This is a genomic window from Streptomyces tyrfis, from assembly GCF_037034285.1.
GTDB lineage: Bacteria > Actinomycetota > Actinomycetes > Streptomycetales > Streptomycetaceae > Streptomyces.
In genome coordinates, this window is record NZ_JBAGJZ010000050.1 from 20626 (window position 1) to 45825 (window position 25200).

Annotated in this window: 23 protein-coding genes; 14 read left to right on the forward strand and 9 right to left on the reverse strand. The window is 72.7% G+C overall.

The genetic code is table 11. The features are described from left to right. Positions 1 to 46 precede the first annotated feature (46 nt). The gene (locus WA762_RS29310; RefSeq protein ID WP_335939614.1) at positions 47 to 172 is read left to right on the forward strand and encodes a hypothetical protein; all 126 of its coding nucleotides are present in this window, start codon (positions 47 to 49) and stop codon (positions 170 to 172) included. Between the two features lie 40 nt (positions 173 to 212). Here WA762_RS29310 and WA762_RS29315 read toward each other — a convergent pair whose 3' ends face one another. Next, the gene (locus tag WA762_RS29315; protein ID WP_335939616.1) at positions 213 to 899 is read right to left on the reverse strand and encodes a CBS domain-containing protein; all 687 of its coding nucleotides are present in this window, start codon (positions 897 to 899) and stop codon (positions 213 to 215) included. Between the two features lie 776 nt (positions 900 to 1675). Further along, positions 1676 to 2140, reverse strand: coding sequence for a universal stress protein (locus WA762_RS29320; protein ID WP_335939618.1), 465 nt, complete (start codon positions 2138 to 2140; stop codon positions 1676 to 1678). A gap of 477 nt (positions 2141 to 2617) precedes the next feature. Between WA762_RS29320 and acsA the strand changes: the two genes are divergently transcribed. From acsA to WA762_RS29355, 7 genes are all read left to right on the forward strand, one after another. Beyond that, positions 2618 to 4408 carry an acetate--CoA ligase gene (acsA, locus tag WA762_RS29325; protein WP_335939620.1) on the forward strand — a complete coding sequence of 597 codons (1791 nt, stop codon included), beginning with the start codon at positions 2618 to 2620 and terminating at the stop codon, positions 4406 to 4408. A 25-nt stretch (positions 4409 to 4433) separates the two neighbouring features. Continuing rightward, entirely contained in the window at positions 4434 to 5501 is a 1068-nt protein-coding gene (gene pdhA, locus WA762_RS29330) for a pyruvate dehydrogenase (acetyl-transferring) E1 component subunit alpha (protein ID WP_335939622.1), read from the forward strand. After that, on the forward strand, positions 5498 to 6499 hold the full coding sequence (locus tag WA762_RS29335; protein WP_335939624.1) for an alpha-ketoacid dehydrogenase subunit beta: 1002 nt from the start codon (positions 5498 to 5500) through the stop codon (positions 6497 to 6499). The genes pdhA and WA762_RS29335 overlap by 4 nt, the downstream gene beginning before the upstream one ends. 1 nt (position 6500) lies before the next feature. Further along, positions 6501 to 7835, forward strand: coding sequence for a dihydrolipoamide acetyltransferase family protein (locus WA762_RS29340; RefSeq protein WP_335939626.1), 1335 nt, complete (start codon positions 6501 to 6503; stop codon positions 7833 to 7835). Continuing rightward, complete coding sequence (locus WA762_RS29345; RefSeq protein ID WP_335939628.1) at positions 7832 to 8083, forward strand: acyl carrier protein; 252 nt, start codon at positions 7832 to 7834, stop codon at positions 8081 to 8083. Before WA762_RS29340 ends, WA762_RS29345 begins: the two co-directional genes overlap by 4 nt. Before the next feature lie 345 nt (positions 8084 to 8428). Next, positions 8429 to 8860 carry an aspartate 1-decarboxylase gene (gene panD, locus WA762_RS29350; protein ID WP_335939630.1) on the forward strand — a complete coding sequence of 144 codons (432 nt, stop codon included), beginning with the start codon at positions 8429 to 8431 and terminating at the stop codon, positions 8858 to 8860. Between the two features lie 111 nt (positions 8861 to 8971). After that, on the forward strand, positions 8972 to 9646 hold the full coding sequence (locus WA762_RS29355; protein WP_335939631.1) for an aspartate/glutamate racemase family protein: 675 nt from the start codon (positions 8972 to 8974) through the stop codon (positions 9644 to 9646). A gap of 595 nt (positions 9647 to 10241) precedes the next feature. Here the strand turns inward: WA762_RS29355 and WA762_RS29360 are convergent. The 3 genes from WA762_RS29360 to gndA all read right to left on the reverse strand — a co-directional run bounded on the left by WA762_RS29360 (position 10242) and on the right by gndA (position 13984). Beyond that, positions 10242 to 11039 (reverse strand): family 1 encapsulin nanocompartment shell protein, encoded by a 798-nt coding sequence (locus tag WA762_RS29360; RefSeq protein WP_335939633.1) that lies wholly within the window; start codon positions 11037 to 11039, stop codon positions 10242 to 10244. Continuing rightward, on the reverse strand, positions 11039 to 12124 hold the full coding sequence (locus WA762_RS29365; RefSeq protein WP_335939635.1) for a Dyp-type peroxidase: 1086 nt from the start codon (positions 12122 to 12124) through the stop codon (positions 11039 to 11041). Before WA762_RS29365 ends, WA762_RS29360 begins: the two co-directional genes overlap by 1 nt. 417 nt (positions 12125 to 12541) lie before the next feature. Then, positions 12542 to 13984, reverse strand: coding sequence for an NADP-dependent phosphogluconate dehydrogenase (gene gndA / locus WA762_RS29370; RefSeq protein ID WP_335939637.1), 1443 nt, complete (start codon positions 13982 to 13984; stop codon positions 12542 to 12544). Positions 13985 to 14230: 246 nt separating this feature from the next. Here gndA and WA762_RS29375 point away from each other — a divergent pair, with 246 nt between their 5' ends. The 3 genes from WA762_RS29375 (at position 14231) to WA762_RS29385 (ending at position 17768) form a co-directional block, all read left to right on the forward strand. Then, entirely contained in the window at positions 14231 to 14821 is a 591-nt protein-coding gene (locus tag WA762_RS29375) for a TetR/AcrR family transcriptional regulator (protein ID WP_335939639.1), read from the forward strand. After that, entirely contained in the window at positions 14818 to 15789 is a 972-nt protein-coding gene (locus WA762_RS29380) for an alpha/beta fold hydrolase (protein WP_335939641.1), read from the forward strand. Before WA762_RS29375 ends, WA762_RS29380 begins: the two co-directional genes overlap by 4 nt. Positions 15790 to 16127: 338 nt before the next feature. Further along, positions 16128 to 17768 carry a transglycosylase family protein gene (locus WA762_RS29385; protein ID WP_335939643.1) on the forward strand — a complete coding sequence of 547 codons (1641 nt, stop codon included), beginning with the start codon at positions 16128 to 16130 and terminating at the stop codon, positions 17766 to 17768. Here the strand turns inward: WA762_RS29385 and WA762_RS29390 are convergent. Further along, entirely contained in the window at positions 17738 to 18934 is a 1197-nt protein-coding gene (locus WA762_RS29390) for a DMT family transporter (protein ID WP_443080710.1), read from the reverse strand. The two genes, WA762_RS29385 and WA762_RS29390, sit on opposite strands and share 31 nt — an antisense overlap. Before the next feature lie 282 nt (positions 18935 to 19216). Here WA762_RS29390 and WA762_RS29395 point away from each other — a divergent pair, with 282 nt between their 5' ends. Then, complete coding sequence (locus tag WA762_RS29395; RefSeq protein WP_443080711.1) at positions 19217 to 19888, forward strand: IucA/IucC family C-terminal-domain containing protein; 672 nt, start codon at positions 19217 to 19219, stop codon at positions 19886 to 19888. A 246-nt stretch (positions 19889 to 20134) separates the two neighbouring features. On the opposite strand, the gene WA762_RS29400 is transcribed toward WA762_RS29395, so the two are convergent. After that, a complete protein-coding gene (locus tag WA762_RS29400) occupies positions 20135 to 20590 on the reverse strand; it encodes an ATP-binding protein (protein ID WP_335939648.1) in 456 nt (151 codons plus the stop codon). Positions 20591 to 20928: 338 nt separating this feature from the next. Here WA762_RS29400 and WA762_RS29405 point away from each other — a divergent pair, with 338 nt between their 5' ends. Together WA762_RS29405 and WA762_RS29410 are read left to right on the forward strand one after the other, a co-directional pair. Further along, positions 20929 to 22413 carry an SDR family NAD(P)-dependent oxidoreductase gene (locus tag WA762_RS29405; protein ID WP_335939649.1) on the forward strand — a complete coding sequence of 495 codons (1485 nt, stop codon included), beginning with the start codon at positions 20929 to 20931 and terminating at the stop codon, positions 22411 to 22413. Between the two features lie 374 nt (positions 22414 to 22787). After that, positions 22788 to 22964, forward strand: coding sequence for a hypothetical protein (locus tag WA762_RS29410; protein WP_335939651.1), 177 nt, complete (start codon positions 22788 to 22790; stop codon positions 22962 to 22964). Positions 22965 to 23120: 156 nt separating this feature from the next. On the opposite strand, the gene WA762_RS29415 is transcribed toward WA762_RS29410, so the two are convergent. Together WA762_RS29415 and WA762_RS29420 are read right to left on the reverse strand one after the other, a co-directional pair. Further along, positions 23121 to 24560: a lipase maturation factor family protein gene (locus WA762_RS29415; protein WP_335939653.1), complete on the reverse strand. Its 1440-nt coding sequence runs from the start codon at positions 24558 to 24560 to the stop codon at positions 23121 to 23123. Between the two features lie 37 nt (positions 24561 to 24597). After that, the gene (locus WA762_RS29420; RefSeq protein WP_335939655.1) at positions 24598 to 25122 is read right to left on the reverse strand and encodes a DUF1990 family protein; all 525 of its coding nucleotides are present in this window, start codon (positions 25120 to 25122) and stop codon (positions 24598 to 24600) included. Positions 25123 to 25200: the final 78 nt, after the last annotated feature.

Sequence of the window (25200 nt, forward strand, 5' to 3'; positions counted from 1 at the left end):
CGGCGGGAGAGGCCGCCGGGGCTCCTTCGGCCGTACCCGGATCCGTATGCGCCGCATCGCCCTCACCTTTGGGGTCCACGAGTTCGGACGGGTCTCCTGCTTCCAGGATCGCTCCTGCCGCGGATTCCGCAGGGGCGACCGGGCCCTGCACGTGCAGGCCGATCAGCCCTGACCCGCATCGCCGGGGCCGCAATGTCGCCTGGCCACGCGCGTCACTGTGTGCTCTCGGTGCTCTCGGGCGTGGCCAGGGGGCCGGACTCGCCGGTGAGGCAAGGTTCCACGTCCACCACGCCTTCCACGGCGCCGGCGAGGCGCACGGCAACCGAGACGAGTGAGGTGTCCTGGACCTGTCCGCGGAGGGTGACGACTCCCTCGTGCACGTCCACGTGGATGGTGTGGCTCAGGGCGGGAAACAGGTAGGACACCACCGTGCGCCGTACCTCCTCCTCGATGTCCTCGTCCGGCCGCAAGAAGACCTTCAGCAGATCCCCGCGGCTGACGATGCCCTTCAGCATGCCTTCGTCATCGACCACGGGAAGGCGCTTGACGTGCCTCACCGCCATGATCCGGGCGGCCTGGGCCAGCGTGACGTCCGGATGCACCGTGACGGCGGGCGAGCTCATGACCTCCTCCGCGGTCACCGCTCCCGCCTTGGCGACGTCGGCCAGGCGCTGGTACTGCTCGTACAGGCTCTGAGCGCGATCGCGGAACTCCTCCTTGGGCAGCAGGTCGGCCTCGGAGACCACACCGATGACGCGCCCTTCGCCTGCCAGCACCGGAAGGGCACTGACCCTCCACTGCCCCAGGGTCCGGACGACCTCCTTGAAGGGTGCGCCGCGTCTGACGGCGACCACCTGTCGCGTCATCACATCGCTCACGATGTGCGGAGTTTCATGCACGTCCGAACTCCCTTCCTTTCGCCCGTCAAGGCACGCTGCGCCCCGCCCGCACGGACACGGAGCGGGGCCACGTGCCGCACCCGTTCACATGCGCGGGGGACTGCCCCGGAGGTGCGGGGGACGGTCCCACCACATGGTGTCGGCTCCGTTCGTGACCGCAGTGTGCACGTGGTGCACAAGGTCCTGCCGCGCCTCGGTGAGGCCGCGGAGGACGGGCTCCCGCCGTCGGGGGCTGCCGGGCTGCCACAATGCCCGGGTTGCCGAAGACGTGCCGACGCGGGCCGTCCGGGGCGGCCACTGGTGTGGTGGCGATGTGGTTCGGCGGATACGCGCTGACCAGGCGGAAGACGTCGCCGACGTGGCCGTGCAGACCGTTGCCGCTCCGGTCGGCACGCCGACGGTGAAAGACGCCGGCCTCCCGTGACGGGGGTCGGTGTCCCGGTGCATCCCCTGTTCACCTCCGCGAAACGACAGCCTTGCGTTGATTTCCATGCTGCGTGGTCTCGAATCGCCCCGCGAATCGGGCAGCCCGCGCGCCTGCCACAGCGCAGGTTCGGCGCTTCAGCACCTGGCCACGGCTGAGCATTCGGACAAGGTGTCGGGCGATGGGCCTTCGGCCATGTGCAGCCTTCGGCAGGGAACCTCCCCGAAGCCGTTCAGCGATGGGACACGGCACACGGGGCGCCGGCCGAACGCGTGGACCACTGAGCGACGCCCGTCCCCGGGACGCCGTCCGCCCCTGACATCCGTGCCCCTCCTGGCCGGGGACGGGCTGTTCACGTTTCATGGGCATGGCTGCGGACGACGACGACGGCGCACGCGGCGTGCTGCACGCAGTGCTGGCTCACCGAGCCCAGCAGCGCCTCGGCGAATCCGCCGCGGCCGCGGTTGCCCACGACCAGCAGTCGTGCTCCTGCGGCGGCGTCGAGCAGGACGGCGGCCGGGTGTCCGTGCACCGCGCGGGCGTGGAGCGGGACCGGCCGTCCCGGACCCGGGCCGAGGGCCTGGTCGATCGTCTGATCCAGGAATGCGCGCGCCTGTACCTCGTAGTCCTCCGGCTTCTTGTCCGTGGGCGGCGCCAGACCGTACCAGGGCGTCGGGAAGTCCCAGGCAGTGACCGCGTCGACCACCCCACTGGTCAGTTTCGCCTGGTCGACCGCCCACCGCAGGGCCGCCTTCGACGGTTCGGAGCCATCAATGCCCACCACGATCCGCGGGGCGGACGGTGCCTCATCGTTCATCACACATCTCCTGATCGTGCTCGGTCCTCCTCCGCCGTCTCCCTCTCCTTCGTGGGGAGCGTGCCTCGGTGCCGGGTACTGCTCGGGGCGGAGGGCCCGGCGACGGGGCGGCCGGTCTCAGGCATTGTGTGTTCCTTCTCGTGCGGCGGCACGCCATGCGTGGCAGTTTGAGTACAGGAACCACAAGGAGACGGTGACCGCCGTGGAGCCCGTCCCGGCGACCGCCTTGTCGTAGTGGCGTTGTCGGAAGCCGCCGGAGGTCGCGGTTCCGACGTGCATCGGCGAGCAGATCAACGGGTGGTCTCGGTGGTCGGCCGTGTGACCGTGCACCCGGTGGGTTCGGCGCCCGGCGTGCCCCGGCACCACCGCTCCCGGGCCGGCCGCCGCATCCAGTGGCCGCCGGCTGCCGCCCGCAACAGGCACGACGACACGTCCCGCACTTCTCCGGGAGCGCGGACCGAGGACGAGGACCCGGTCATGGACCACCGCGTCATCCACCAACGGCCAACCCCCGGGTCCGCCTTCGCGCTTCGGGACTATGAACAGGCCCGTGCCGAATTCACCTGGGAAGAGGCCCGGTCGCGGCTGGCCGGACTCCCCGGCGGTGGGCTGAACATGGGTTACGAAGCCGTGGACCGCCAGATCGCGGCGGGGCTGGGCGGGCGCGAGGCACTACGATGCATCACCATCGGTGACAGGATCACTCGCATCAGTTACGGCGAGCTCGCCCGCCTCACCGGGCGATTCGCCAACGCGCTCACGTCCATGGGGGTGGCCCGTCAGGAGAGGGTGTTCACGCTGCTGGGCCGCTGCCCGGAGCTCTACACGACAGTTCTGGGCACGCTGCGCGGGGCGCGGGTGCTGTGCCCGTTGTTCTCGGCGTTCGGACCGGAGCCCGTCCGGCAGCGGCTGGCGCTGGGCGACGCGCGCGTTCTCGTCACCACGCAGGAGCTGTACCGGCGCAAAGTGGCCGACAACCGGCACCGCCTGCCGTCCCTGGAACACGTCCTGCTCGTCGGCGCCGTCGAGGATCCGCCACCCGGAACGGCGTCGTTCGACGAGACGCTGAGACGGGCCTCGCCCGAGTACACCGTTCCGCCCACCTCACCGGAGGACATGGCACTGCTGCACTTCACGAGCGGTACCACCGGGGCGCCCAAAGGAGCGGTCCACGTGCACGAGGCGGTCGTCGCCCACCACGCGACGGCAAAGTTCGCGCTCGATCTGGGCCCGGGTGACGTCTACTGGTGCACGGCGGACCCCGGATGGGTGACCGGAACCTCGTACGGGATCATCGCCCCGCTCACGCACGGGGTCACCGTGGTGGTGGACGAGGGCGAGTTCGACGTGCACCGCTGGTACCGCGTCCTGGACGGCCAGAGGGTCTCGGTCTGGTACACGGCGCCGACGGCGGTCCGCATGCTGATGCGGGCCACCCCCGGGAGCGTGCCGAAGGGGCTCCCGGGGCCGTACGACCTGTCGGCCCTGCGTTTCATCGCCAGTGTGGGCGAACCGCTCAACCCGGAAGCGGTCCTGTGGGGGCAGGACGTCCTCGGACTGCCGATCCATGACAACTGGTGGCAGACGGAGACCGGCGCGATCATGATCGCCAACTTCGCCTCCGGCGACATCCGTCCGGGGTCCATGGGACGCCCCCTGCCCGGTGTAGAGGCCGGTCTGCTCGAACGCGGCAAGGACGGGCGCGCCGAGGTCACCGCGGGACACGTGCGCGTGATCGGCGAACCGGGCCGGGTGGGGGAACTCGCACTGCGTCCGGGCTGGCCTTCCATGTTCCGTGGCTACCTGCATGACGACGCCCGCTACGCGGCCTGTTTCGCCGACGGCTGGTACCTCACGGGCGATCTCGCCAGACGGGACCAGGACGGCTGGTACTGGTTCGTGGGCCGTGCCGACGACGTCATCAAGTCGGCGGGACATCTGATCGGGCCGTTTGAAGTGGAGAGCGCGCTCATGGAGCACCCGGCCGTCGCGGAGGCCGGGGTCGTCGGCCGGCCGGATCCGGTGGCGGGTTCGGTCGTCAAGGCATTCGTGTCGCTGCGGCCGGGGTGCACGCCCGGCCTGCCGCTCGAACGCGAGCTCCTGGCGTTCGCACGTCGGCGGCTGGGACCGGCCGTGGCCCCACGGGAGATCGAGTTCGAGCAGGACCTCCCCAGGACACGGAGCGGCAAGGTGATGCGCCGGGTCCTGCGGGCCCGGGAAGCGGGACTGCCCGAAGGGGACCTGTCCACGATCGAGAAGCCGGAGTGAATCGCCCGTGAACGGAGGCACGACGATGAGCGGCACCACCGCACGCACCGACCGACCAGCCCGACCGCCGGTGCGCGGAAGTACGCGTAAGAAGGCAGGCACCACCGCGGGGCGGATCACGTCCGAGTCCGGGCACCGCCTGTCGCTGCTGCGGGACATGCTCACGATCCGCCGGTTCGAGGAGCGCTGTGTCGAGCTGTACAGCAGCACGAAGATCCGGGGGTTCGTCCACCTCTACATCGGTGAGGAGGCCGTCGCCGTAGGCGTCAACGCCGCCCTGCGCCAGGAGGACGCGGTGGTGTCGACCTACCGGGAGCACGGACACGCACTGGCCCGCGGGGTGCCCCCGGACGCGGTGATGGCCGAGATGTACGGCAAGGCCACCGGTTGCAGCCGCGGACACGGCGGCTCCATGCACCTGTTCGACGCGGAGCGCCGTTTCTACGGGGGCAACGCGATCGTGGCGGGCGGACTGCCCCTGGCCGCCGGGCTCGCGCTCGCCGACCGGATGCGCGGAACCGCACGTGTCACCTGTTGCTTCTTCGGGGACGGAGCCTTCGCCGAAGGCGAGTTCCACGAGACGGCCAATCTCGCGGCGCTCTGGCAGCTGCCCCTGCTGCTGGTCTGCGAGAACAACCTGTACGCGATGGGGACGAGCCTGGCCCGAGAACACGCGCAGACCAACCTCGCGATGCGTGCCGCGTCCTACGGCATGCCCGCCTGGACCGTCGACGGCATGGACGTGCTCGCCGTCGAATCGGCCGCCTGCCGGGCCGCGGAGTCCGTGCGCGGGGGTGGCGGTCCGCACTTCCTCGAAGCACAGACGTACCGGTTCCGCGCCCATTCCATGTACGACCCGGACCGGTACCGGCCCAAGTCCGAGATCGAGCAGTGGAAGAAGCGGGATCCGATCCAGGGGCTGGCCGACCGGATGCGATCCGGGGGACACCTCGACGACGGCGCGATGCGGCAGATGGAACAGGAGGTGCTCGACGTGATCGAGCACGCCGTCCAGTCGGCGGAGGACGGGCCGACGGAGCCCGTCGCGGACCTGCTCCGCAGCGTGACGAGCGCGGCGGGAGCCGCCTCATGACCGCGCGCCGGACATCCACGAGCGCGCCGCCGCCCACGACGTACCGCGAAGCGCTCCGCGAGGGACTGCGCGAAGCGCTGCGGGACGAGCGGGTGTTCCTCATGGGCGAGGACGTCGGCAGATACGGCGGCTGCTTCGGGGTCAGCCTCGGCCTTCTGGAGGAGTTCGGCCCCGACCGAGTCCGCGACACTCCGCTGTCGGAGTCCGCGTTCGTGGGGGCGGGCATTGGCGCCGCGATCGGGGGGATGCGGCCGGTGGTCGAGATCATGACGGTCAACTTCAGCCTTCTCGCGCTGGACCAGATCCTCAACAACGCGGCCACCCTGCTCCACATGTCCGGCGGACAACTGAACGTGCCCGTGGTGATCCGCATGACCACGGGGGCCGGACGGCAGCTGGGCGCACAGCACTCGCACAGCCTGGAAGGCTGGTACGCCCACATCCCGGGCATCCGGGTACTCGCCCCGGCGACCCTGGAGGACGCACGGCACATGTTGGCGGCCGCGCTCGCCGACCCGGACCCGGTGCTGATCTTCGAGCACGGCAGCCTCTACAACGCCGCGGGAGTTCTCGACCCCGCGGTCCAGGCCGTCGACCTCGACCGTGCGGCGGTGCGCAGGCCCGGCACGGACGTCTCCGTCGTCACCTACGGCGGCTCGCTGCCGAAGGCGCTGGCTGCCGCGGACCTCCTTTCCGAGGAGGGCGTCAGCGCGGAAGTCCTCGACCTGCGCGTCCTGCGTCCGCTGGACGACGCCACGGTCATGGAGTCCGTGGGCCGTACCCACCGGGCCGTGGTCGTGGACGAGGCCTGGCGCAGCGGAAGCCTCGCCGCCGAGATCTCCGCGCGCATCACCGAGCAGGTGTTCTTCGACCTCGACGCCCCGGTGCACCGTGTGTGCAGCGCCGAAGTGCCCATCCCGTACGCCCGGCAGCTCGAGGAGGCGGCGCTGCCCCAACCGGCCTCCATCGTCGACGCGGTCCGCCAGGTGGTGAGCTGACATGCCCGAGTTCACCATGCCTTCCCTGGGCGCCGACATGGACGAGGGGAGGCTGCTGGAGTGGCTGGTCGGCGAGGGCGACACGGTGTCGAGGGGAGACGTCGTAGCAGTCGTCGAGACGTCCAAGTCCACCATCGAGGTCGAGTGCTTCGACTCGGGAACCGTCAGCCGCCTCCTGGTCGCCCCGGGTACCACCGTGCCGGTCGGCGCCCCCCTCGCGGTCATCGACACGGCTGCCGGGCCGGTCGCCCGGGTCACCGTGCGAGGCACGCCGGGGCGGCGGGACGAGACCGGCCCGGCACCCCTCGGCCGCGACGCCGATTCCGCTTCGACGCCCCTGACGAGACACCTGGCACGGGAGAAGAACGTCGACCTGGCCACCGTGCGCGGCTCGGGCAGCGGAGGACGGATCACCCGCGCCGACGTGGAGCGTGCGGCGTCCCGGCCGCGACACCGCGTCCCGGCGTCGCCGCTGGCCCGTCGGCTGGCTCAGTCGCTGGACGTGGACCTGGACCGAATCCGGGGCACAGGACGCGAGGGTGCGGTCAGGGCCGACGACGTGCGTGCCGAGGCGGAGCGACGCACCGCGCGTTCCCACCCCCGCCGCGCCACGGCGGAGAAGGAGAAGCGGCCGGGGCCGGTTCCCCCGCGGCCGGCGGGGCCCGCCGCGGGGGAACCGGCCCCGCGTGCGGCGATCTCCGCTCTGATGTCGCGCGCCAACCGCGAGATACCGCACTACTACCTGTCCACGACGGTCGACCTCGCGACCGCCCTGACATGGATGCGCGACCGGAACGCGAGCAGCCCCGTGGAGGAACGCCTGGTGCCCGCCGCCCTGCTCCTGAAGTCCGTCGCCCTCGCGGCACGTCAGGTACCCGAGCTGAACGGCTACTGGAAGGACGACGGTTTCGCGCCGGCCGCGACCGTGCGGCTCGGCGTCGCGGTCTCGCTGCGTGGCGGCGGTCTCGCGGCACCGGCGCTCGCGAACGCCGACATCATGGCCCTGCCGGAACTCATGGCGACGCTCAGGGACCTGGTCTCACGGGCCCGCGGAGGGCGCCTGCGCGCGTCGGAGACCGCTGATCCCACGCTCACGGTGACGGATCTCGGCGATCAAGGAGTCGAAACGGTGTTCGGGGTGATCTATCCGCCGCAGGTGGCGCTCGTGGGTCTCGGGTGTGTCGTCGAGCGCCCCGTGGCCGTGGACGGGATGCTGACGGTGCGTCCGACCGTGACAGCCACGCTCTCCGCCGACCACCGGGCGAGCGACGGTGCGACCGGCGCCCGTTTCCTGACGGCACTCGACCGACTGCTCCAACGACCGGAGGAACTGTGAACCGAGACGAGGCCCTCGAACTGATCAAACAGATCCTGACGGATGTGGTGCCAGGCGCCGACGTCTCCGTACTCTCACCCGACGAGGACTTCCGGATCGCACTCGAGATGGATTCGCTGGACTTCCTCAACTTCGTCGAGGGCCTGAGCGGGCGAACGGGCCTCCCGCTCCCGGAGAAGGACTACCCCTCGCTGACCACGCTCAACGGCTGCGCGGACTACGTCGCCTCGCGCGCGTCGACCGCGTAGGCCTCGGCCGCCAGGCCGGCCGGAAGCCTCAAGGCGCCTCACCGGCACTGCCTGACCGCGGCAGCCTCACGACCGGCCCCTGGCCCGCGCTGTCGACGGTCGGCCCCTTTCCGCTGGGGGATGCCGCGCATGCTTCTGCCGTCGTCACGATGGCGTTCGGGAGAGCGGGCGAAGCCCTTCCGTGGTCGCACTCACCTGATGAGGAGTCAGGAAAGCGGGCGAGCAGTCGGCGCGAGTCCTGAGAACCTGGGGGACGCTGCCCGGCCACGCGATTCGTCGTACGGTAGGGAAACCGCCCTTGACCTGCAAAAACGCAGGCAGGGAGCCTAGGTTCAGGAGTACTCGATGCTGCGCACCATGTTCAAGTCCAAGATCCACCGGGCCACCGTGACCCAGGCCGATCTGCACTACGTCGGTTCCGTCACCGTCGACGGCGAGTTGATGGAGGCGGCGGACCTGCTGCCCGGCGAGCTGGTGCACATCGTCGACATCGACAACGGCGCCCGGCTGGAGACGTATGTCATCGAGGGCGTGCGCGGCTCCGGTGTCATCGGCATCAACGGCGCCGCCGCGCACCTGGTTCACCCCGGCGACCTGGTCATCCTCATCAGCTATGCGCAGGTCGACGACGCCGAGGCGCGCGGTCTGACGCCGCGCGTCGTGCACGTCGACGCCGCCAACCGCATCGTCGGGCTCGGCGCCGACGCCTCCGAACCCGTGCCGGGGAGCGGCACCGGACGGGGTCCGCACACCGTGTCCGCGGGGCGCCGACCGTGACCGTCCCGGCAGCGGCGGAGCATCCGCCGTGTCGGAACGGGCCGGCCGGATCGACATCGACATCGACGTCCGCGACGACCGCGCGAGCGGCGGGTCTGTAGCGTTCGGGCGGTGACGCTCGCGCTTCTGCACACCTCCCCGGTCCATGTCCCGGCCTTCGACGCCCTCCGCGACGCGGACCATCCCGGACTCGCCCTGCGGCATCTGGTACGGGAGGGCCTGCTCCGGCGGGCCCGGGAACACGGGCCCGGGGCGGTGGCGGACGAGATCCGGGGACTGCTCGCGGATGCCGTGGCCGGGGGCGCTTCGGCCGTCCTCTGCACCTGTTCGACGATCGGCGGGGTCGCGGAGGCGGCCTCGGCGGCGGTCGGCGTCCCGGTGCTGCGGGTGGACCGGCCGATGGCGGCGGAAGCGGTGCGACGGGGGCGGGTGGTGGTCCTCGCCGCGCTGGAATCCACCCTGTCCCCGACCCTGGAGCTGCTCGCGGAGGAGACCGGGAAGGCGGAGAAGACGGGGGAGGCAGGAGACACGGGGGAGGTGGGGGAGCGGCCGGTCGGCGTGCGCACGGTCCTGGTCGACGGGGCCTGGGAGCGTTTCACGGCCGGTGACCGGGACGGCTTCCTCGACCTGGTCGCGACGGCGGCGGACGCGGTGACGGATGCCGACGCGATCGTACTGGCGCAGGCGTCCATGGCCGACGCGGCCAGCCGCACCGGCACCCGGATTCCGGTGCTGTCCAGTCCGCGTTCGGGGCTGGCCGCCGCCGTGGCCGCCGCGCGACGCTGATCCGGCGACGCCGCTCGTCGGCCATCGCCGGTCGACGTCGCCGGCGCGTTCGCCGTTCGCCGTTCGCTGCTCGGTGGGCGGAGGCGACGGGCCGGGACACGTGGCCCCGGACAGATCATTCGGAACCCGTACGCATGGGTTCACCGGGCGCGGGCAGCCGGTCCGGGGGACGGTGGAAGGAGACGCACCACGAACCGCTCGGAGACCCGCGATGACCAACCCGTATCCCGACCCCGTGCCCCCGGCGCCCACTCCCGGGCCGGTGCCCGAGCCCCCACCGCAGCCGCCGATGCCGCCCGGCCCCGTTCCGCCCGGCCCGGCACCGGATCCGATCCCGCAACCGCCCGCCCCGAACCCGGAGCCGGTGCCGGAACCGGAGCCTTCGCCCCGCCCGCCAGGATGACCCCCTGAGCGCCGCCGGACGCAGCACAGCGGGCGCGCCCCGACCGAGGAGGCCGGGGCGCGCCCGTCGTGTGTGGGCGGCGGGGGGCGGCGCCGGGGCGCCCCCGCCGCCCGATCGCCCCGCCGCCCGGCCGTGTACGGGGTGTTCGCGGCCGGTTGGGGCCGGTTGGGCCGCGGTTCGCGGGTCCGTCCGTCAGGCGATGATCGGGACCGCGGCTTCCGGCGTCAGCATCCGGAACACGAACGACTGGTGGAAATAGAGCCGGATGCCGGTCGCGTCGTGATCCTGGTAGCCGATCGAGAGGTCCTGGCCCAGGCGCAGTTCGAAGTCGCCGCCGCGGGTGGACAGCAGCACACCGCCCCTGACGGCGGGCGCCCACAGGATCTGGTCGTCGAGCAGCCGGGCCAGATGGGTGGCGACCGGATAGCCGTGGTCGGAGGTCTCGGTCGCCTCGGTGAAGGCGTCGGCGCCCAGCAGCAGCCGGTACGGGCCGTCGACGCCGGCCAGCCGCAGCTGGGTCAGAGCCTGGCTGACCGTGGCCGGATAGTCCCGGGCGTCGGCCGGCAGGGCCAGCGGCGTGTGCGACGAGCCGTCCCGGAGGCCGGTGACGCCGGCCGAGGCGTAGCCGTCGATGATCGCCATGTCCTCGGCGAACGCACAGGTGCGGGCCGCGCCCTTGACCGGCTGCCAGTCGCTGTCGGCCGAGCCGCGCTCGACGTCGTCCACGGCCTCCCGGGTCACGGTGAACGGCACCCGCCACTCGATGACGGGCATCGAGGTACGGGCCCGTGCGATCACATCGGGAGTGGGCGGGTCGATGTCGCGCAGATGACCGTCGCCGACGGCCGCCAGCCCGGGGCCGGCGGGTCCGGTGACGTCGACGACGCGGCGGCCCGCCACATGGCGGCTGAAGGTGCGCCTGGCCTCTTCCTCGATCTGGTCCCAGGCGGCCTGGGTGACGGGGGCGAGTTCGCGGTGGAGGTTGGTCATCACTGGGCGCTCTCCTGCAGGCTGCCGATGCGCAGCGAGCCGTCGTCCGGCCGGGCCGGGGACGGGTCCTGCGCCGGCACGGACATCGGTTCGGGCGCCGGCTCGGACGGGGACTCGGTCGCGGTCCCGGCGGGCGACGGCGGAAGGGCGTCGAAGAACCCGGCGCCCGGGGCGTAGAACAGGGTGCCGGTGACCGCCGTCGAGAAGTCGAGGATGCGGTCGTGCGTGCCGGGCGGATCGCCCAGGAACATGTTGCGGAGCATCCGCTCGGTCACGTCCGGATCGGCGGCGTAGCCGATGAAGTACGTACCGAACTCGCCCTGCCCGAAGCTGCCGAACGGCATGTTGGCCCGGAGGATCTCGCGGGAGGTGCCGTCCGGCTCGGTGATGGTGTTCAGGGCGACGTGCGAGTCGGCGGGCTTGACGTCGTCGGGAAGTTCGACGTCGGCGAACTTGGTGCGGCCGATGACCCGTTCCTGTTCCTCGGTGCTCAGACCGTTCCAGGAGGCGAGGTCGTGCAGGTACTTCTGCGTGATGACGTAGCTCCCCCCGGCGAAAGCGGGGTCTTCGTCGCCCACCAGGGCCGCCGACCGGGCGTCCGCGCCGACCGGGTTCTCGGTGCCGTCGACGAACCCGAGCAGGTCCCGGTGGTCGAAATAGCGGAATCCCTGCGTCTCGTCGACCACCCGCACCGCCGCGCCGAGCCGGCCCAGCAGCTGGGACGCCCACTCGTAGCACACGTCCATCCGCTCGGCCCGGACGTGGAACAGCAGGTCGCCCGGGGTGGACGGGGCGTGGTGCCGGGCACCGCGCAGTTCCCGGAACGGGTGCAGCCCGGCGGGGCGCGGCCCCGCGAACAGCCGGTCCCAGACGTTCGAACCGAAGCCGGTCACGGTGGCCAGACCGGAGTCGGGGAACCGGAACGCGAGGGATCGGGCGATCGCCGGCAGTTCCGGCAGCACCTCGCGCACGACGAGCTCACGACCGGGTTCGACCGTGGCGACCAGGATCACTGCGGCGCTGGTCAGCGGCGCGACGACGGGCTGGGCCGCGGCGGGTTCGGATTCCGGCGGGGCATCGGGCATGCGGGGGCTCCAGGGGCTCGGCCGAGGAGGTGACGGCGGGTACCGGTCACCACGGGGTTCGGCGGTGCGGACTTCGGGTCGGTGCGGCACCGGTCGGTGCGGCGCGGAGCGGTCGGACACGGGTCGGTCGGACACGGGTCGGTCGAACTCGGGATGGTCAAAAACGGTTCGGTCAAACGGAGTTCGGGCCCCTGCGACTGCACGCCGAGAAACACCTTGGAAGCGTGTTCGCGGCGTGCGTGCGCGGAAGGCCCGCTGCCACTTACGCACGGGGACGGCGCCGCCGCACCCCGGGTGCACCCGTCCGGGTGATGCCGCCTCGCTCGAAGGGGCGCGGGTGCGAGGGGCGCGGCCGTCGTCGGAGGGGCGCGGTTCGGGGGAGCATGCGAGCCCGGCGCATGAGACCCGTGCGCCGGGTCAGCCGGTCTCGACCTCCGAGCGGTCGCCGCCCCAGAGCGTGTGGAAGGAGCCCTCCCGGTCCGTGCGCCGGTAGGTGTGCGCGCCGAAGAAGTCGCGCTGCCCCTGGGTGAGCGCCGCGGGCAGCCGGTCCGCGCGCAGCCCGTCGTAGTAGGAGAGCGCGGCGGAGAATCCGGGCGCCGGCACGCCCTGCCGTGCCGCTTCGGAGACCACCGCGCGCCAGTCGTCCTGCGCCCCGCCGATCTCCGCGGCGAACCGCTTGTCGGAGAGCAGGCTCAGCAACTCGGGGCTGGCCTCGTACGCGGCCCGGATCCGGTCCAGGAACGCCGCCCGGATGATGCACCCGGCCCGCCAGATGCCGGCCACCGCGCCGAGGTCGATGTCCCAGTCGTATGCCTCGCTGCCCACCCTGATCTGGTGGAACCCCTGCGTGTAAGAGACGATCTTGGACGCGTACAGGGCCTGCTCCACCCGGTCGGCGAACGCCCCGGCCGCCGCCTCGTCGAGCGGCCGGGGCGAGGGGCCCGCCAGACTCTTCGCCGCCTCCCGCAGATCCGTGTGACCGGACAGCGAACGGGCGAAGACGGCCTCCGCGATGCCGGAGACCGGCACCCCGAGGTCGAGCGCGATCTGCACCGTCCAGCGGCCGGTGCCCTTCTGCTCCGCCTGGTCCCGCACGATGTCGACGAACGGTTTCCCGGTCGCCGCGTCGGTGTGCGCCAGGACCTCCGCCGTGATCTCGATGAGGTAGGAGTCGAGACGCCCGGTGTTCCAGCGGCGAAACGTCTCGGCGATCCGGGCGGGGGAGTAGCCGGCGACCTTGCGCAGCAGGTCGTACGCCTCCGCGATCAGCTGCATGTCGGCGTACTCGATGCCGTTGTGGACCATCTTCACGAAGTGGCCGGCGCCGTCGGGGCCGATGTGCGTGGTGCACGGCGCGCCGTCGTCCGCCTTGGCGGCGATCTTCTCCAGCATCGGCCCCAGGGACGCGTACGACTCGGCGGAGCCGCCGGGCATGATGCTCGGCCCGTGCAGCGCGCCCTCCTCGCCGCCGGAGATGCCGACGCCCACGAAGTGGATGCCGCGCCCGCGCAGTTCCCTCTCGCGGCGCCGGGTGTCCTCGAAATGCGCGTTCCCGCCGTCGATGACGACGTCGCCCTCTTCGAGGAGCGGGACGAACTCCTGGATCACGGCGTCCGTCGCCGCGCCCGCCTTCACCATGATGAACACCCGGCGCGGACGCTCCAGCGCCGCGACGAACTCCTGCGGCGTCCGCGCGGCCACGAAGGATCCCTCGTCGCCGAACTCCTCGATCAGGGCGTCGGTCTTCGAGACCGTCCGGTTGTGCACGGCTACCTGGTAGCCGTTGCGGGCGAAGTTGCGGGCGAGGTTGCGGCCCATGACCGCCAGCCCCGTGACGCCGATCTGCGCGGTACCGCTCATCGGTGTGCTCTGCAATCTGTGTCGGGAACCGGTTCTTCAGTATGGGCGCGGGGCCGCGGGAGGGCCCGATCGGCGTGGGCCGTCCGAGGCGTCCCGGCCCGCCTGCCGGATGTTCGGCGTCCCGGGCGGGCGGCGTCCTGGACGTCCGGCGTCCCGGATATCCGGTGGTGTGCCGGACCCTGACCTAGGTAGCCTAGGAAATAACCTAGGGAGACTAGGTTGACCATGGCTCCGAAGGGGTGGCGAATGGCGCGCGCGGGTCTCACGACGGAACGCGTGGTGGAGGCGGCGGCCGATCTGGCGGACTCCGTGGGCTTCGACCAGGTCACGATCTCCGCGCTGGCCCGCGGGTTCGGTGTGAGGGACGCCAGCCTGTACTCCCACGTCCGCAATCTGCTCGATCTGCGGACCCGGGTCGCCCTGCTGGCCGCGGGGGAGTTCATCGACCGCATCAACGCGGCGATCGCCGGGCGCGCCGGCAAGGACGCCCTGATCGCGTTCGCCGCCGCCTACCGGTCCTTCGCGCTGGAACGGCCGGGACGGTACGAGGCGACCCAGATGCGGATCGATCCCGAGATCGCGGTCCGGTCCTCCGCGTACCTGCGGACCATCGAGACCATCGGCGCGATGCTGCGCGCGTACGGACTGACCGAACCCGATCTCACGGACGCGGTACGACTGCTGCGCAGCACCCTTCACGGCTACTGCGCCCTGGAGGCGAACGGCGGTTTCGCCGCGTCCCGTGAGGTGGACGCGTCCTGGGAACGGGCCGTCGACGCCCTGCACTTCCTGCTGGAGCACTGGTCGTCCGCAGTGAGCGAGGGGGAAGCACGATGAACGAGACGAACGAACAGCCGACCCGCACGACCGGTACGCCGCCGCCGGGAGGGGCGGCGTCCGAAGCCGCCGTGTCCGACCGCGGACCGTCCGTCCGGACGGCGTCCGGCGGAGCCGCGCCCGACCGCGCAGGCCGGCTGCGCGTGGCGGGGGCGACGCTTTACTACGAAGTACGCGGTCAGGGGCCGCTGTTGCTGCTGATCCCGGGCGGCAGCGGAGACGCGGGGATCTACGACCGGATGGCGGCCCGTCTGGCCGACCGGTGGACCGTGGCCGCCTACGACCCGCGCGGATACTCGCGCAGCGTCCTCGACGACGGTCCCGCCGAGCAGCGGGTGGACGTCCAGAGCGACGACGCGTACCGGCTGATCGACCTGCTGGCGCCGGACGGCGCGCCCGCGGCCGTCTTCGGCACCAGTTCGAGTGGCATCGTCGCCCTGGACCTGCTCGCCCGGCACCCCGAGCGGCTGAGCCGGGTGGTCGCCCATGAGCCGCCGGTGGTGGAACTGCTGCCCGATCCCGCGGTGGGGCGCGGGCTGTTCGCCGCGGTGCGCGAGTCCTTCAGGAAGCACGGGGTGGACGCCGCGATGGCCACCATGACGGCGGGACTCATGGGGGAGGCCGCGGACCGTCCAGCCGAGGACGGCCGTGCCCGGGCCGTGGCGGCGCCGTCCCCGAGGGAGGCCGAGGCGTTCCGGCGGATGCGCGCCAACCTGCCCGTGTTCCTGGAGCAGGTGCTCTGTTCCTTCAGCGGCTGCCTGCCCGATCTGGAGGGGCTCGGGCGGGCGGCGGAGAAGCTCGTCATCGGGGTGGGACGGGACTCCCGCGACCTCCTGACGGCGATCCCGGGCGCCCGGCTCGCGGATCGGACCGGGGCCGGACTCGTGGAGTTCCCCGGAGGGCACGTCGGCTCGGTCGAGGAACCGGACGCCTTCGCCGACCGGTTGCGGGAGGCGCTGACCGTCTGACCGGTCCGAATTCACCGGGTCGCCCGAACCACCCGAATTCAACGGGCCGCCTGGATCCTCCGAATGTGCCGGACCGTCAGAGTTCGCCGGGCCGTCCGGCTCGTCCGGACGCGACCGGGCGGCCAGGGCCGGTGAACTCGGGTACGGCGAAAGGGGGATGACGGGATGTCCGGTTGGATCGTGAGGCCTCGCCTTCGGCAGGTGCGCCGGAACGGGGGGTCGGTCATGGCGAACCGGCGGGTATCGGGCGGGCGGTTGAGGCGCACTTGTCATCTTCCTTTGCCTGCACATAAGTTGGCGCTTGCGACGTGTCCTACAGCCAGTGGGGGAGCCACATCATGGCCGCAACCGGACGGCACCGCAGATACCGGCCCAGCCTGCTGAACCGTGCCTCGCTCACCATCACCGCCGGTGGCGCGGGCCTCGCGCTCCCGCTCATCACGGCGGCTTCCGCGGGTGCCGCGTCACCGGACGTCTGGGAGAAGGTCGCCGCCTGCGAGTCCACCGGCGACTGGCACATCAACAACGGCAACGGCTACTTCGGCGGTCTGCAGTTCTCGCGGTCGACCTGGGCGGCCTACGGCGGCACCGTCTACGCCCCCCGCGCCGACCTGGCCACCAGGGCCGAACAGATCGCCGTCGCCGAGAAGGTGCTCAAGGGGCAGGGGCCCGGCGCCTGGCCGCACTGCTCGACACGCGCCGGGCTGACCGCGGGCGGGAAGTCCGCCGGCGTCGCCCCGCAGTCGGAGCACAGCAGTCATGTGCGGACCTCCGCTCCGTCGCCGGCCGCGAAGACGAAGGCGCAGACGAAGCCGAAGGCGAAGGCGAAGACGCAGGCCGCGCCCAAGCGGACCGCCGCTCCGGCCACGCCGGCCACCGCGTCCGGGAAGCACGAGCCGTACACCGTGGCCCGTGGCGACTCGCTCTCGGCGATCGCGGAGAGCGAGGGCGTCCGGGGCGGCTGGCAGCGCCTCTATTCGGCCAACCGTGATGTGGTGGGCGACGACCCGGACCTCATCTTCCCCGGCCAGCGCCTGAGCCTCGACACGGCCCGGGCGCCGAGAACGGGCTCGGGCTCCGGCGCCCGCCCGGCGGCGAAGGCGAAGCCGGAGACGAGACCGGTGGCGGAGGCGCACCGCAGGGCGGAGCCGCAGCGCCAGGAGGCCAGACCCCACGACGGCGCGGCCGAGCAGCAGGGCGGCCGAGCCGCCGCGGCCAAGGGCCGGATCACCGAAGCCCGCGAGCGGGCCGCCGAGCAGCGGCAGGGGGCCGCGAAACCGTCCCGGGCCACGGAACAGGCCAAGGCCCTCGCCGCCGAACGGACGGGCGGCGGACAGCCCGCGCCCACCGAGCAGCACCGGGCCGAGAAGGAGCACCAGGCCGCGAAGCCCGCGAGCCCGGCCGCGAAGCCCTCACAACAGGCCGCGAAGCCCGCACCGCGCCCGGCCGCGAAGCCCTCGCACCAGGTCGCGAAGCCCGCACCGCGCCCGGCCGCGAAGCCCTCGCACCAGGTCGCGAAACCCGCACCGCGCCCGGGCAGGACCGAGACGCGCCACCCTTCGCGGTCGGAGAACCGCCCGGGTCTCGTCGCCCCCGTGGCGGCGGGCATCGGCACCCCGTACCACCGGGCCGGCGCCTGGGCCAGCGGGTACCACACCGGCATCGACTTCCCGGTCCCCACCGGCACCACGGTGAAGGCCATCAGCTCCGGCACCGTCGTCTCGGCCGGCTGGGCGGGCGCGTACGGGTACCAGGTCGTCATCCGGCACGGCGACGGCAAGTACAGCCAGTACGCGCATCTGTCCGCGCTCCATGTGCGAGAGGGGCGGCACGTCTCCGCCGGCCAGCGGATCGCCCGCTCGGGCTCCACGGGGAACGTCACCGGCCCGCACCTGCACTTCGAGATCCGCACCGGGCCCGGCTACGGCTCGGACATCGACCCGCTGGCCTACCTCAGGGCGGGCGGCGTCAGCGTCTGAACGGCTGCCGGGGGCCCGGCTGCGCCGAGGTCGTCGTCCATCCCGTTCCGCCGCGCGGGGACCGGTGCGAGAGGCCCGGCGTCGCCGCTCCCCGGGACGGCGCTCCCGGCGGTCACGACGCCGGCCATGCCCTCGTCCACGCCGCCCGTGCCGTCGGTGTCCTCGGTCGTGTCATCGGCGGTCGGGCCCGCGTCGGCGCTCGCCGCGGCGCGGGCCCCGCAAGTGCTCGCGGCGCTCCGGGAGTACGCGGCGTCCCCGGTCTCGCGAGCGTCCAGGACGTCCCCGGTCTCGTGAGCGTTTCCGGCGCTCCCCGAGCCGTCGGCGCGCCCGGCGCCGAGCCCGGTGCCCGGCCGCTCCGTCGTGAGGAGGACGATCCCGCCGGCGGCGACCGCGCCGCACACCAGCGCGAGCACGGCGCCCGTCGTCCCGTACCGGAACCGCTCGTCGAACAGGGTGATGCCGACGGCCGCGGCCATCGCCGGATTCACCACGGTCACCGTGGCCAGCGGGGCGGCCAGCCCGGCCCCGCGGTACGCGGTCTGGGACAGCAGCAGCCCCGCGGCGGCGAACACGGCTATCGCCGGCAGCGACGTCACACCGGCGGCCAGCGCGCCCGAACTCCACCGGTCCGCCACCTCCTTGGTGAACACCGACGCCATGCCGAACGCGATGCCCGCGGCGACGGCCAGGACCACACCGCGCGTCACCGGCCGACGCATCCCTCGGGAGAGGACGAGCAGCGCGCCGAGCGTTCCGAGCGTCACCCCGGCGAGCCCCAGCCGGTCCGGGCCGCTCAGGGTGAGCGCCCCGCTGTCCCCGGTGAGCGCGAGCAGGCCCGCCAGACCGGCGGTCGCCGGCACCGCGCCGCGCCACGCGGTGGCCCCTGCCCGGCGGCGTACGAACACCGCGGCCATCGGCAGGGCGAAGACGATGGTCAGCGCGCCGAGCGGCTGCACCAGGGTGAGCGGGCCGAACGCCAGCGCCAGTACATGGAGCACCGCGCCCGCCCCGTTCAGCGTCACGGCCGCCCACCAGACGCGATTGCGCACCAGATCGAGCGGGCGGCCGTCCCCGGCCGCGGCCACATGCTCCTGGACGATCGCCCCAGCTGCGTAGGCGACGGCCGAGACCAACGACAGGAGCACGGAGAGCGCAAGGGAACTCATGTGCACCACGATGTCTCCTCGGAGCCGCCGCGTCGTCGTCCTTAAGGCGGCGATCACGCGTACTGCTCCGGTCGTACGGACCGGTCACGGTGTCCCTCTCCCGTCGACGTTACTCCCCGTGCAGCGCCCCGGAGAGATCGTTCCGAGGAGGTACGGTGAACGCCGGGCACGACGACCGGAGGGCGCGTGGTGCCGCCGACGGCGGAAACAGGACGGGGAGGGCACGGCGTGACGGACGATTCCGCTGGGGCGTCTGGGGCGTCTGGGGCGTCTGGGGCGTCGTTGGGCGGCTTCTTCGCGCTGCGCACCACCGCACCGCCCGAGTCGGCGCGCCCGCTGGCCCTGCTGTACGCGGGGGAGCAGGCGTCGCTGACGTCGCGTATCGACGCGGTCGCGGCCCGGCACCGCACCGACGAGCGCAGGGTCGCCGCCTCCATCGCGCAGTTGGGGCTCGCCGCCCGGCTCTGGTCGCTCGCCCTCGGCCCGGCGGCGCTGACCGGCCGCTTCCCCGACCTGTCGCCCGAGGCCCTGTGCTGGGACTCGGGGGCGACGTCCCCCGACGACCTGTGGCTGGACCGGCCGGACACGCTGCCCGCCACCGCCGAGCGGATACGGGAGGCGGTCCAGTACGGCCATCTGGCGCCGCTGGCCGAGGCGATCCACCGGGACGGCCCGCTGTCGGACCGGCTGCTGTGGGGCAACGCGGGGTCGGCGCTGGCGGGCGCCCTGGGGCAGATCGTCGGCTGGGCCCGCACCCACCACCGCCCCGACGCGGCCGCGCGGGCCCGGGCGCTGACGGCCGAACTCTTCGACCACCCGGATCTGCGGAACACCGGAGCTCCGCACGACACGGCGTTCCGGCGGCACAGCTGCTGCCTCTACTACCGGTGCCCCGCCGGGGGCCTGTGCGGCGACTGCGTCTTCGGGGGCGCCGGGCGCACCGCGCCCGCCTGACGCCTCGTCATTCCTGCGCCCGGACGCCGGACGCGGGGCCGGCGCGCGGCCGGGCCGGGACCGGGAGGCGGCCCCGACGCCTCGACAGCACCTGACGGGCCGTCATGAGGTGGTTGCGGGGCGTCCAGTCGTCGGCGGGCCCGGGCATCGCCGGACGTCCCGCGGACCGATCTCGGCGTCCGCGCCCGGCCCGCCACGGGTGCGGGCGTGGTCGTGGGGCGGACGGCGTCCCGACCGCCCCACAGCTCAACTGCTCAGCTCGAACTCGGCGCGGATGCGCTTGCCCACCGGCACGCGTTCGGCGGTCAGTCGGTCGCACAGCGCCACCACGATCTCCATTCCGTGGCCGCCGGGGCGCGCCGGGTCCGGCGAGAAGAACAGGGGGAGGGCCGTGCTGCTGTCGTACACCGTGACGCTGACGCGCTCCGCGGTGCCCTCCAGCTCCAGCAGATACGGGCCCTGGGTGTAGCGGTCCGCGTTGGTGACCAGTTCGCTCACGGCCAGCAGCAGATCGCCGCGGGTGCGCTCGCCGAACACCGCGAGCCATTCGGCGGCCAGCCGGCCCAGAAAGCGTTCGGCCAGGGCGCGGGCCCGCGCGATGCAGCCGGGCTCGCCGTCGAACACCTCGGCGCTGTGCAGAACCTCCGTGGGACCGTCCGGTCGGGGGCGGCCGGCCGGTCGCGAGGTGACCTGTTCGTTCATGTGCTCCAGCCAGGGCGACGCAGGGTGTCCGATGACAGCTTCTCGACGCTCGCCTACCCGCGACGGACGATCCCACTCCGGGAAGGACCGGCGGATCCCGCCGCGCCGGAGGGAAGCATATGTGACCAGTCCATGACGGAACCGCCGGGGCGTGCCCACCCCGCCGACCCCGTGGCGCCCATCCGGACGGCCGCCGGGCGCGGGGGTCCGTGCCGCCCGGTCACGCGAACGGAGCAGCGCGCGGTGCATGGCAGACTTGACCGGGGCGTTTCCTTCCCGCCCGGCAGGAGCAGACGCGGCGGTCCCCGCCACGAGCGACGAGTGACAGAGGAATGGCAGTGACGGTGACAGAGGACGGCCCGGAGCTCGCTTCCGGAACTGAGGAGTTCGGTCCCGGCATCGACCCGGAGCGGCTGGCCGTCTGCCTGAGCGTGCTGGACGAGCTCGACAGCCTGGAGATCGACCACCCCGACGCGGTCGTCGTGCGCCGCGCCACGGCCGGGATCTACCGGACCGTGAAGCAGCGCCGCCGCCAGGAGCGCCGCGCCGCCAAGACCGCCCACGACAAGGCCGTCACCGAGGCCACCGCGACGGGTTCGGCGGACCGCATCGACGACGAGACCAACGGCGTCCTGCCGTCGTCCTCCACCACCTCCGAGATCGCCGGCATCCTCCAGCGCCCCCGGTCCTGCTACATCTGCAAGACCCGGTACGTCGAGGTCGACGCCTTCTACCACCAGCTCTGCCCGTCGTGCGCCAAGGAGAACCGGGCCCGCCGCGACGCGCGCACCGACCTCTCCGGGCGGCGCGCGCTGCTCACCGGCGGCCGCGCCAAGATCGGCATGTACATCGCGCTGCGGCTGCTGCGCGACGGCGCGCACACCACCATCACCACCCGGTTCCCCGGTGACGCCATCCGCCGGTTCAAGGCGATGCCGGACAGCGACGAGTGGATCCACCGGCTGAAGATCGTCGGCATAGACCTCCGGGACCCGGCCCAGGTGGTCGCGCTCGCCGATTCCGTCGCCGCCGAGGGCCCGCTGGACATCCTGATCAACAACGCGGCGCAGACCGTGCGCCGTTCCGCCAACGCGTACAGCGAGCTGGTCAAGGCCGAGTCCGCCCCGCTGCCGGCCGGGGAGCTGCCCGCCTCCGAGGTCATCGGCACCTTCGGCAGCGGTTCCGTCGACCGGGTCGCCGCCCTGCCGGCCGCCCGCGAGCACGGGCTGAGCGCGCAGGACGTCACTGACCTCGCCCTGGTCAGCGGGTCCGCCTCGCTGGAACGGATCGCGGCCGGCCGGGCGATCGACGCGGGCGGTCTGGTACCCGACCTGCACGACTCCAACAGCTGGATCCAGACGGTCGACGAGGTCGAGCCGATCGAGCTGCTGGAGGTCCAGCTCTGCAACTCCACCGCCCCGTTCATCCTCATCAGCCGGCTCCGCCCGGCCATGGCGGCGACCGCGGCCAAGCGCGCCTACGTGGTCAACGTCTCCGCCATGGAAGGCGTGTTCAGCCGCGGCTACAAGGGAGCGGGTCACCCGCACACCAACATGGCCAAGGCCGCGCTGAACATGCTCACCCGCACCAGCGCCCAGGAGATGTTCGAGAGGGACGGCATCCTGATGACCGCCGTCGACACCGGCTGGATCACCGACGAGCGCCCGCACCCGGACAAGGTCCGCCTCGCGGAGGAGGGCTTTCACGCCCCGCTCGACCTGGTCGACGGCGCGGCCCGCGTCTACGACCCGATCGTGCGCGGTGAGGCGGGCGAGGACCTGTACGGCTGCTTCCTCAAGGACTACGCGCCCGCCAACTGGTAGCCGAACGCGCGTCCGTCGCCCGGCAGCGTTATCGGTGCGGCATGCGCACCAGCCCCGCAGGACCCGGCCGGAACCCCGTTTCTGGCCGGGTCCTTTCCGTGAAAGTGGCTGAAAGTGAGCCATGCCATACGTTCCATCGAGCGGGAACGTGCTCATTTGGTTACTCTGATGCGAACGGACGTCATCGGGGAGTCCACAAAACCCTCTCCGACCGTCCTGGGGCAGGCTCGTCAACCGAGTCTCCGCCCCGCCCCGTATCCGGCGCCACCGCGACCGAACCGTTCTTTTCCCTGCCCCGCACGGGTGGCCGACTCCCGGAACGAGGCCGGGACGTCGGCGGCGCCCCCGGGTTTCGCGACACGAAGGAGTGCGCGGTGACGACACCAGAACTGACGAAGCACGAGAAGCCGCCGGCCGAGCGCCGGGGCGAACGGGCGCGACAGCCCGAGAAGCTCCGGAACATCGAGGTCTGGGCCAGGTCGGCGCCCATCCGGCTGGCCGGCTACGAGGACGACCTCGCCGAGCCGCACATCCTGCCCGGCATCGACTGACCCCCTCCGCACCACGGCTCCGGGCCGCCCCCTTCGCGCGGGGCGGCCCGGAGCCCTGGCGTGCGGGGCGTCCGGAGCTCCCCGTGCCCGGTGCGCGCGGGGCGGACCGGCGGGCGACCGCCCCCTCGGTTTCAGTGCCGGCCGGGCCGCTCGGCATCAGGAGTACCGCCCGGCCCGGCCCTGCCCCGGGGCGGCGAGGGCGACGGGCGGCATGAACTCCCGCACCAGGGTCCGGTGCCACCATCGCCCGGTGGCCCGCAGCTCGCGCCAGGTCGTGTACCGGTAGCGGTACAGCCGGGCGCGGACGTGGGCGGGCGGGGCGTCCGGGAATGGGTTGCGGCGCAGCAGCCGCAGGGTGTCCCGGTCGTTCTCCAGCAGCCGTTCCACGAACGGCCCGAACCAGGGGCCCGCGTAGGCGGGCGAGAGCGCCGCGAACCACATCAGCCAGTCCAGCCGCAGATGGTACGGGGCGAACTGGCGGGGCAGCCGGCGTGGATCGCCCGGCTTGCCGCGGAAGCCGTACTCCCGCCAGACCGTGCCCTCGTGCAGCACCGTCTCGTCCGTGCCCTCGACCACGACCTCCAGCCGGACCCGGCTGATGCTGCCGAACGCGCCATAGGTGTTGACCAGGTGCAGCGGGTCGAACGAGCGGTTCATCACCTGGCGGCGGGAGATCAGATTGCGCGCCGGGCGGTAGCTGAGGGCGACCACCAGCGCGGCGACGGCGATGACGACGCTCTCGTACCAGAGGGGCGGCGCGGACTGCGCGGGCGGCGCCGTGAACAGGGACCAGTCGACTGCGGACAGGGCCAGGGTGATCGTCAGCCAGTTCAGCCAGGCGAAGTTCCCCGAGAGGACCAGCCACAACTGGGTGACGATCATCAGCCCCGCGGCCGCGCTCGCCACCGGCTGCGGGGTGAGGAGCAGCACCGGCACCAGGAGTTGCGTGACATGGTTCGCCGCCACCTCGGCCCGGTGGACGGGCTTCGGCAGATGGTGGAAGAACCAGCTCAGCGGGCCCGGCATCGGCTGCGTCTCGTGGTGGTAGTACAGGCACGTCAGCCTGCGCCAGCACGCGTCGCCCCGGATCTTGATCAGCCCGGCGCCGAACTCCACCCGGAACAGCACCCACCGCAGCAGCCACAGCACCAGGACGGGCGGGGCCGTGTGCGCGTTGCCGAGGAACACGGCGAGGAAGCCGGTCTCCAGCAGCAACGACTCCCAGCCGAAGGCGTACCAGGTCTGGCCGACCTGGACGATGGACAGGTACAGCGCCCACGGCAGCGCCCAGAACACCATCCCCGCCCAGAGCGGGACGTACGAGTCCGCGCCCGCGAGCAGGGCCACGGCGAGCGCGCAGCCGGTCCAGGCGACGCACGCGAAGAATCGGTCGGAGTAGTGGAGGCGGAACAGGCCGGGGGCGTCCCGCCAGTCCGTGCGCCGCAGGAAGTCGGGCACCGGCAGCATGCCGCGTTCGCCGATCAGCGCCCGGAACTGGAGCGCGGCGGTCAGGAAGGCGAACAGGTACACACCGGCCAGGGCCCGCTGGAAGATCAGCCGGCTGAGCCAGTACCCGTCCGCGGCGAACCACTGCATCACCTCCAGTATCGGCCCGGCGGCGCGTCCCGGCCCTTCAGCCCGCCGCGCCGCGCCCCTCGTCGACGACGCGGCGCAGCGCGGCGCCGAGCCGCCGGGCGTACCAGCGCTGGACCACCGGCACCAGCGGCCCGGCGAGCCGGGCGTACCACGCGGCCGGGCGGCTGAACGCCAGGACGGTGAACCACACCGTCCCGTCGTCCGCCAGGTCCACCACGAAGGACTCCTCGCCGCGCTCCGGATGCCCGGCCTCGGTCCCGTAGCCGAAGCCGACGCGGTCCGGTTCGTACGCCGCCCAGACCACCCGGCAGGGCGCGGTGAGCCCGAAGGGGCCGACGCCCAGGGAGACCCGGACCCGGACCCCGGGCTCGGCGCGGGCGGCCGAGGCGCGGACGCGGGCCCCGGCGGCGCGGTGCATGCGCCAGTCGGTGACCGCGGCGCCCGCCGCCTCGAAGTCGGCCCGTCCGCGCCCGACTCGCGCCCGGTGGTGGAGGTGGTCGTAGCCGTCGGGGAGCGGGCCGAGCCGGGTGGCGCCGGCCTCGGGATAGGTGAGCGTGCTCATGCGGACCTGCCTTCGTGAGGGATCCGGCCGCCGGGCCGTATCGGATCCACCGATTTGAACACGTTCAACCGTGCGCGA